Here is a 7473-nt window from a genome sequence, read left to right as displayed (position 1 = left end):
TCACAGTCGATTGCCTGCGCCACCGGCTGCTGGACTCCCCCTGGGTGCCCCAGGCCGTGACCCGGCAGGTGCTCGGCTGGATTGAAGGGGGACTCGCCGGCTGAGGCCGGAGAAGGGCGGAGGGCAGAAGTGCTCATCGCTTGAACGACAAGGGCGCCAATGGCGCCCTTGTCGTATCCGAAGGGGTTCTCACGCCAGGGTCTGGGCGCGGCAGAAGGCCAGGAAGCGGCGCAGGGCGGCGGAGTGGAACTTCTGCTTGTGCCAGACGAGGGAGAGCTGGCGGGGGAAGCGGCGACTCGGGGTGAGGGCCACCAGGCGCCCCTGTGCCAGTCGGTCCGCCACCGCGAGGCGGGAGATGAAGGAGATGCCGAGCCCCTTCTCCACCGCCAGCATCACCGCCTCCAGGGTATTGAGCTCTATCCCCGCCTGCCAGCGGGGCAGGTGAGGCTGGAGCTGCTGCTCGAACTGCTCGCGGCTGCCGGATTGCGCCTCGCGCAGCACCCAGGTTTCCCCGGCAAGCCGGCGCAGGGGCAGCTCGAGCTGATCCGCCAGGGGGTGACCGGGGGCGGCGATGATGAGCATCTCGTCCTCCAGCCAGGGTTCGCTCACCAGGTCCGGGTGGTGGTTCTCCCCCTCGATGAGGGCGAGATCCAGTTCGAAGTGGGCGAGGGCATGGCAAAGGAGGTGGGTGTTGGCGATGGTGACCCTGGGGGCGGCCCCCAGCTCCTGGGCCCCCTCCGCCAGCAGGGCGGGCAGCAGGTAGTTGCCGATGGTCTGGCTGGCCCCGAGGTGCAGCTGGCCGCTCGGCTCGGCATCGGGGCTGAAGAGCTGTTCTATCTCCTGCATCCGGGTCAGCAGCTCCTCGGCGGCCGGTTGCAGCAGGCGCCCCTCGCTGTTGAGCTGGAGCCTCGGGTGCACCCGGTCGAACAGGGGCGTGGCGAGCTGGCGCTCCAGCTCCTGCAGCGACTGGGAGACGGCCCCCTTGCTCAGGCAGAGTTCATTGGCGGCGCCCCCCAGGTTGCCGTGGCGGGCGATGGTGGCAAACACCTTGAGTTGTTGCAGGGTGAGCTTCATATCGTTTGATTTTCCTAAACGCTAAGTTCAATTCATTTAGATATCGTAAACGATAGACCCCCTTTATCCTATGCCCATCGTCATCATCAAGAGGGTATTCGCCATGATCGCAAGAACCCGCCGCTCCCTGGCCGCCGCCCCGACCCCCATGGCCGGTCTGGCTCTGGGGATCGCCAGCCTCGGCTGGTGCTGGGAAAATGCCGGTCAGTTCGATGGCCGTCTGCAACTGCTGGGGGCCGCCATCGCCGCCGTGCTGCTCCTCGTCCTGACCTTCAAGTTTCTGATCCACCCGCGCCTGCTGTGGCAGGATCTCGCCCATCCCGTGGTGGGCAGCGTGGTGCCCACCTACGCCATGGGGACCATGGTGGTCTCCAAGGCGGTCGGCCTGCTCGCCCCGACCCTGGGGCAGGGGCTCTGGCTGTTTGCGGTCATCATCCACCTCGTCTTCCTCGCCACCTTCGTCTGGCACAGGGCCAGAGCGTTCGAAATCCATCACATGGTGCCGAGCTGGTTCGTGCCGCCGGTGGGGATCATCGTGGCTGACGTGGCCTACCCGGGCGGTCCCTTCGCATCCCTGGCCACCGGCCTGCTCTGGTTCGGCATGGCCTGCTACGGCCTGATGCTGCCGCTGATGCTCTATCGCCTCATCTTCAGCCATGAGGTGCCGGATGCCGCCAAGCCCACCATCGCCATCCTGGCCGCCCCGGCGAGCCTGTCGCTGGCCGGCTACCTCACCGTGAGCCAGGATCCCTCCCTGCTGCTGGTGGCGGTGCTGCTCGGGATCGCCGTGCTGATGACCGGCATCATCTACCTGGCCTTCATCAAGCTGCTGCGCCTGCCGTTCTCGCCGGGTTACGCCGCTTTCACCTTCCCCCTGGTGATCGGGGCCACCGCCCTGTTCAAGGTGAGTCACCTGCTGTCGCAGTGGCCACAGGCGGCCCGCTATGCCGAGCAGCTCCATCAGCTGGCCTATCTGGAGCTGGGGGTGGCCACCCTGGTGGTGGGTTACGTGGCCCTGCGTTACCTGATGTTCTTCCTGCCGGCGGTGCAGAATGACCTGCCGGGGCAGCCCGCACGCCGCTAGGCACAAGGTTTTCATCCCCCCTCGTCATCGACCCCGCCCGTGCGGGGTCTGCCGTTCGTGATGCAGTGACACAGAGGGGAATCAAATGAAGCAGATTAATTTTGTCAATCCGTGAAGTGGCTTAAATAGTTGCCCATACAGGCGACATTCAGTTGGCGTTAACTGGTAATACCTGTCACGATGCGCGCCACTTTATCTTCCCACTGTTTTGTCGTGCCCCATGTCCTCATCTGATCCCGTGTTTGACGCCCGATTCCAGCCTCGTCTGCTGCACCCCCGTTACTGGTTGAGCTGGCTCGCCCTCGGCGCCATCGGTGTGCTCGCCTTCGTGCCCCCGCGCTGGCGGGATCGCCTGGCCGATGCTCTGACGCCCCTGGTATGCGCCATCTCGAAGAAGCAGATCTACATCGCCAGGACCAACCTCGCCATCTGCTTCAAGGAGAAGAGCGAGGCCGAGCGGGAGGCCATCCTGATGACCTCCATCCGGGTCGGCCTCAAGAGCCTGCTGGGCTTTGGCGAGTTCACCTGGCGCAGCCCCGCCCACGTGATGGGGCGGATCCAGGTCAGCGGCTGGGAACATATCGAGGCGGAGCAGGCCGCTGGCCGACCGGTGATCCTGGTGGTGCCCCACAGCTGGCCCATCGACGCGGCGGGCTACTACTTTGCCCAGCGGGGCCTGCCCATGTGCACCATGATGAAGAGCGCCCGCAACCCGGTGTTCGACTGGCACATCAACGGCGCGCGGGCCCGGCACGGCTGCCGCGTCTATGAGCGCAGCGCCGGCATCAAGCCGGTGATCAAGGCGGTGAAATCCGGTCTGAGCTTCTTCTATCTGCCGGATCAGGATCACGGCCGGGAGGCAAGCCTGTTCGCCCCCTTCTTCAACCACCCCAAGGCGACGTTGCCGGCCCTGCCACGGCTGGTGAAGCTGACCGGCGCCCGGGCCCTGCCGGTGCTGGCCTGCTATGACGAGCAGGCGCACGGCTACCGGTTGGAGGTCGAGGCTCCCTACGCCGACTACCCGAGCGGGGATCTGATGGCGGATACCTGCCGCATGAACGACAGCGTGGAGCGCCAGCTCTGCCGCCACCCCGGCCAGTACATGTGGTTCCTCAAGATCTTCGACACCCGTGAGGATCAGGTGGGGCCGGATGGCCTCTACGAAGAGGGGATCCGGCGCATCCGCCGGGGCCTTGCTCCTCACCCCTGAGCCTTGCGCTCACCCGGTGCAAAAATGTGGCCCCAAGCGGGCCACTTTTTATTTCTAACTTGTCTGATCAGTGACTTGGCGCGGGGGCGCTGTGCAGGGCAGGGTAGAAAAAGCTGTCAGGATCACTAAAATGACGGTCTGTTTTGATGATTCGATGGCGACCATGTCCGCACAAGATCCGGTGTTTGATACCTCTTTTCATCCGCGCCTGCTGCACCCCCGTCTGTGGGGCAGCTGGCTGGCTGTCGCCCTGCTCTCCCTGCTGGCCTGGGTGCCGGCAAGGGCACGGGACAAGCTGGCCGACTACCTGGCCCCCCTGCTGCTGCGCGTCTCCAGGAAGCAGGCCTACATCGCCGACACCAACCTCAAGATCTGCTTCCCCCATCTCGACGAGGCGGGCCGTCAGGCCCTGCTGCTGAAATCCATCCGGGTGGGGCTCAAGACCTTCCTGGGCTTTGGCGAGCTGACCTGGCGCAGCCCCGACTTCCTCAAGGGGCGCGTCAAGGTGAGCGGCTGGGAGCATGTGGAGGCGGAGCGGGCAGCCGGTCGCCCCATGATCTTCGTGGTGCCCCACACCTGGGCAGTGGACATGATTGGCCGCTACTTCCCCCTCCAGGGGATCAAGATGTGCACCATGATGAAAAGCCCCAAGGATGCGGTGTTCGACTGGTATATCAACCGCGAGCGCAGCAAGGGCGGGCGTATCTACGAGCGCAGCGTCGGCATCAAGCCCGCCATCAAGGCCCTGCGCAGCGGCGACAGCTTCTTCTATCTGCCGGATCAGGATCACGGCCGGGAGGCGAGCCTCTTCGTGCCCTTCTTCAACCACCCCAAGGCGACCCTGCCGGCCCTGCCCAAGCTGGTGAAGCTGACCGGTGCCCGCGCCGTGCCCATTCTGGCCTGCTACGACGAGGATCAGGGGTGCTACCGGCTGGAGATCGAGGCGCCGTTCGACCCTTATCCCACCGCGGATCTGGTGGCGGACGTCAACCAGATGAACCGCATGGTGGAGCAGCAGCTTGGCCGCTTCCCCGAGCAGTACATGTGGTTTCTCAAGATCTTCGAAACCCAGGAGCACGATCAGGGCGAGGACGGTCTCTACGAGGCGGGGATCCGCCGCATCCGCCAGGGGCTGCCACCGGAACCTTGATCGACACGGCCCCCTTGCGGGCCGTTTCTGACAGGGGTGGCAGGCCACCAGCAAACAGGTGCAAACAAGGTGCAAATAGGGTAAAAGGGCGGTCATGAAAATTCCAAATCGAATCCAACCTCTGGTTGATGACGGCCTGGTGGACGATGTCATCAGCCGGCTGATGAGCGGCAAAGAGGCCGACGTCTATGTGGTGCGCTGCGGCGACGAGATCCGCTGCGCCAAGGTCTACAAAGAGGCGTCAAAGCGCAGCTTCAAGCAGGCCGTGGTCTATCAGGAAGGGCGGCGGGTACGCAGCAGCCGCGATGCCCGCGCCATGGAGAAGGGCTCCAAGTACGGTCGCAAGCAGCACGAAGAGGTGTGGCAGAACACCGAGGTGGATGCCCTGTTCAAGCTGGCGGCGGCCGGGGTGCGGGTGCCCAGGCCCTATGTCTGCCTCGATGGCGTGCTGCTGATGGAGCTCATCACCGACGCCGACGGCAACGTCGCTCCCCGTCTCAACGACGTGGCCCTGACCCGTGAGCAGGCCCTGGTGGATCATGGCAAGGTGATCCGCTACGTGGTGCGCATGCTCTGCGCCGGCCTCATTCACGGGGATCTCTCGGAGTTCAATGTGCTGGTGGACGAGGAGGGGCCCGTCATCATCGACCTGCCCCAGGTGGTGGATGCCGCCGCCAACAACCAGGCCAGGGCCATGCTGGAGCGGGATGTCGACAACATGCGCAACTACTACGGCATGTATGCCCCCGAGCTGCTCAAGACCCGGTATGCCCGGGAGATGTGGTCCTTGTTCGAGGATGGCAAGCTGGGCCCCGAGACCGAGCTCACCGGCCTGTTCGAAGAGAGCCGGGAGGCCATCGATCTGGATGGCGTGCTGCACGAGATAGAGAGTGCCCAGGAGGAGGCCATGGCCCGCCGGGCCAGGTTGCAGGCGGAGCAGGAAGAGGAGTCCTGACGGGCCTTCATTCCAGTCAACAAGAGCGCCATGGGCGCTCTTTTGTTTTGGAACCCTGGCTCAGAGCCCGGTCAGGGGCGGCGCCTTGAGACGAGGCCCCTGGTAACCCGTCACCTCGCCAAAGCGCGGATGACCGCTCTCCCAGTCGGCGGCGGCGGTGCGAATGGCCTCCTTGTCGACGCTCACGAAGTTCCACCAGATCTGCAGCGGTCTGGGCAGGGGTTCGCCGCCGATGAGCAGCAGCCGGGCACCCGGGCGCAGGGTCAGCACCACCTCCCGGTTGCCGGGGGGCAGGTAGAGCAGCTGCTCCGGGGCCAGGGCCTCCCCTGCGACGATGGTCTCCCCCGCGAGGGGAAAGAGGCCGTGCTCGAAGGCGAGGTCCAGGGGGAGGGTGATCTCGCCTCCCTCGGGGGTGTGCAGATCCAGCCCCAGAATGGGGGAGAAGTGCAGGGTGGGGGCGCGCTGGCTGCCGTGCTCGCCGATGAGCAGGGTGAGGGTGATCTCCCCTTGCTGCCAGCGGGGGAGCGTCGGGTAGTGATCGAAGCGGGGCGGGGTATGCTGATCCGCCTCGGGCAGGGCTATCCAGAGCTGGGCGGCGTGCAGATCGGGCTGGTTCGGGACCGACTCCTCCGTGTGGGCAATGCCCCGTCCTGCGGTCATCAGGTTCACCTGGCCCGGACGGATCACCTGCTTGCTGCCCAGGCTGTCCCGGTGGAGGATCTCCCCCTCCAGCATCCAGGTGAAGGTCTGCAGGGCGATGTGGGGGTGGGGCCCCACATCCATGCCGGGTGCGCCGGGGGCAAAGCGGGTCGGGCCGATATGGTCGAGAAAACACCAGGGCCCGATGGTGCGCCGCTCCTTGACCGGGATGGCGCGAGCCACCGGGATGCCGCCCACATCGGTGAGGCGGGAGGCAATGCGTTGCCACTGTTGTGTCATGGGGTGCTCCTTGTCGAGGAAAGGGTTGGCGCACGCGCGAGCAGGCTGCAGCGTCTGCCGGGAGTTGGACATGCCGTCTCGCCCGGTGCCGGTGAGTGATGCCGAGGTTACTATGCCCCAATCCGGCGCCGGATGGCAAAGACGGGGCACAGCGCCTGCCCTGAGGGCCCAGCCAGGCAATTGCAGCCGGGTACTGTATGAACGTACAATAGTCCCATCCCACTCTTGAGCCCGACCACCTGCATGACCGACATCCAGCCCCTCCCTCCCGTGACCCCGCCGCTCGACGGCTTCATCCTGACCCGCCATGGTCGGGATGTGCAGGGGCGTACCGAGATCGTGATGTGGCTCTGGAGCGCACAGGGGCCGGTACGGGTGGTGGTGCCGGGGCAGGAGCCTGTCTTCTTCCTGCCGGAACGCCACCTGGAGGAGGCGGCAGAGCTCTTCAAGGGGGCCGGGGTGAGGGGGCGTTTTCGTCGCCTCCCCATGCACACCTTCGAGGGGAGCCGGGTGGTGGGCTGCTACTTTGCCACCCTGAGCGCCTTTCACCGCGCCATCGAGCTGCTGCTCATCCGCGGATTGGAGCACTTCGAGGCGGATATCCGCCTGCCCGAGCGCTTTCTCATGGAGCGCTTCATCACCGCCGGGATGCGCTTTGACGGCAAGGCGAGGCGAAAGGGGGGCAGGCAGGGTTACTGGGAGGTAAACGAGGCGCGCTGTGCGCCGAAGGCGGTGACGCCGACCCTCTCCTGGGTCTCCCTGGACGTGGAGTGCGCCATGGATGGCACTCTCTTCTCGGTGGGGCTTCATAGCGAAGAGGACGCGCGGGTCATCATGATTGGTGCTCCGGAGCCGGGCTCGCAGGACTGGGAGACCCCCGTCGAGTGGGTGGCGGACGAGCCGGCCCTGCTCGGTGCCCTTGAGGGCTGGTTCAGCCTGCACGATCCCGATCTCGTCATCGGCTGGAACGTGGTGAATTTCGACTTTCGCCTGCTGCTGCGCCGCGCCGAACTCCACAAGCGGCGGCTGCGGCTCGGGCGCGGGCGGGAGCTCTGCTTCTG

At 65.6% G+C, this 7473-nt stretch carries 7 protein-coding genes and 1 pseudogene; 6 read left to right on the top strand and 2 right to left on the bottom strand.

Annotated features, from left to right (window positions below; translation table 11 throughout):
* Nucleotides 1-104 (top strand): annotated as a pseudogene (locus AACR77_RS15750) (gfo/Idh/MocA family oxidoreductase); the annotation flags it as partial.
* A gap of 85 nt (nucleotides 105-189) precedes the next feature.
* Here the strand turns inward: AACR77_RS15750 and AACR77_RS15745 are convergent.
* Nucleotides 190-1074 carry a LysR substrate-binding domain-containing protein gene (locus AACR77_RS15745; RefSeq protein WP_039039086.1) on the bottom strand — a complete coding sequence of 295 codons (885 nt, stop codon included), beginning with the start codon at nucleotides 1072-1074 and terminating at the stop codon, nucleotides 190-192.
* 103 nt (nucleotides 1075-1177) lie between these two features.
* On the opposite strand from AACR77_RS15745, the gene AACR77_RS15740 reads away from it, so the two are divergent.
* The 4 genes from AACR77_RS15740 to AACR77_RS15725 all read left to right on the top strand — a co-directional run bounded on the left by AACR77_RS15740 (nucleotide 1178) and on the right by AACR77_RS15725 (nucleotide 5473).
* The gene (locus tag AACR77_RS15740) at nucleotides 1178-2158 is read left to right on the top strand and encodes a TDT family transporter (RefSeq protein ID WP_042882704.1); all 981 of its coding nucleotides are present in this window, start codon (nucleotides 1178-1180) and stop codon (nucleotides 2156-2158) included.
* Nucleotides 2159-2378: 220 nt separating this feature from the next.
* A complete protein-coding gene (locus tag AACR77_RS15735; protein ID WP_010674623.1) occupies nucleotides 2379-3368 on the top strand; it encodes a lipid A biosynthesis (KDO)2-(lauroyl)-lipid IVA acyltransferase in 990 nt (329 codons plus the stop codon).
* 154 nt (nucleotides 3369-3522) lie between these two features.
* Nucleotides 3523-4518 carry an LpxL/LpxP family acyltransferase gene (locus tag AACR77_RS15730; RefSeq protein WP_041215911.1) on the top strand — a complete coding sequence of 332 codons (996 nt, stop codon included), beginning with the start codon at nucleotides 3523-3525 and terminating at the stop codon, nucleotides 4516-4518.
* 94 nt (nucleotides 4519-4612) lie between these two features.
* Nucleotides 4613-5473 (top strand): PA4780 family RIO1-like protein kinase, encoded by an 861-nt coding sequence (locus AACR77_RS15725; RefSeq protein WP_029314478.1) that lies wholly within the window; start codon nucleotides 4613-4615, stop codon nucleotides 5471-5473.
* 60 nt (nucleotides 5474-5533) lie between these two features.
* On the opposite strand, the gene AACR77_RS15720 is transcribed toward AACR77_RS15725, so the two are convergent.
* Nucleotides 5534-6412 (bottom strand): pirin family protein, encoded by an 879-nt coding sequence (locus AACR77_RS15720; protein ID WP_042882702.1) that lies wholly within the window; start codon nucleotides 6410-6412, stop codon nucleotides 5534-5536.
* Nucleotides 6413-6655: 243 nt separating this feature from the next.
* Between AACR77_RS15720 and AACR77_RS15715 the strand changes: the two genes are divergently transcribed.
* A partial coding sequence (locus AACR77_RS15715; RefSeq protein WP_042882700.1) for a 3'-5' exonuclease occupies nucleotides 6656-7473 on the top strand: 818 nt, incomplete at its 3' end.

This window comes from Aeromonas sp. ZOR0002 (assembly GCF_963866995.1).
GTDB lineage: Bacteria > Pseudomonadota > Gammaproteobacteria > Enterobacterales > Aeromonadaceae > Aeromonas > Aeromonas caviae.
The sequence above is the reverse complement of the archived record's forward strand: the minus strand, read 5'-3'. Positions and strand labels throughout refer to the sequence as shown.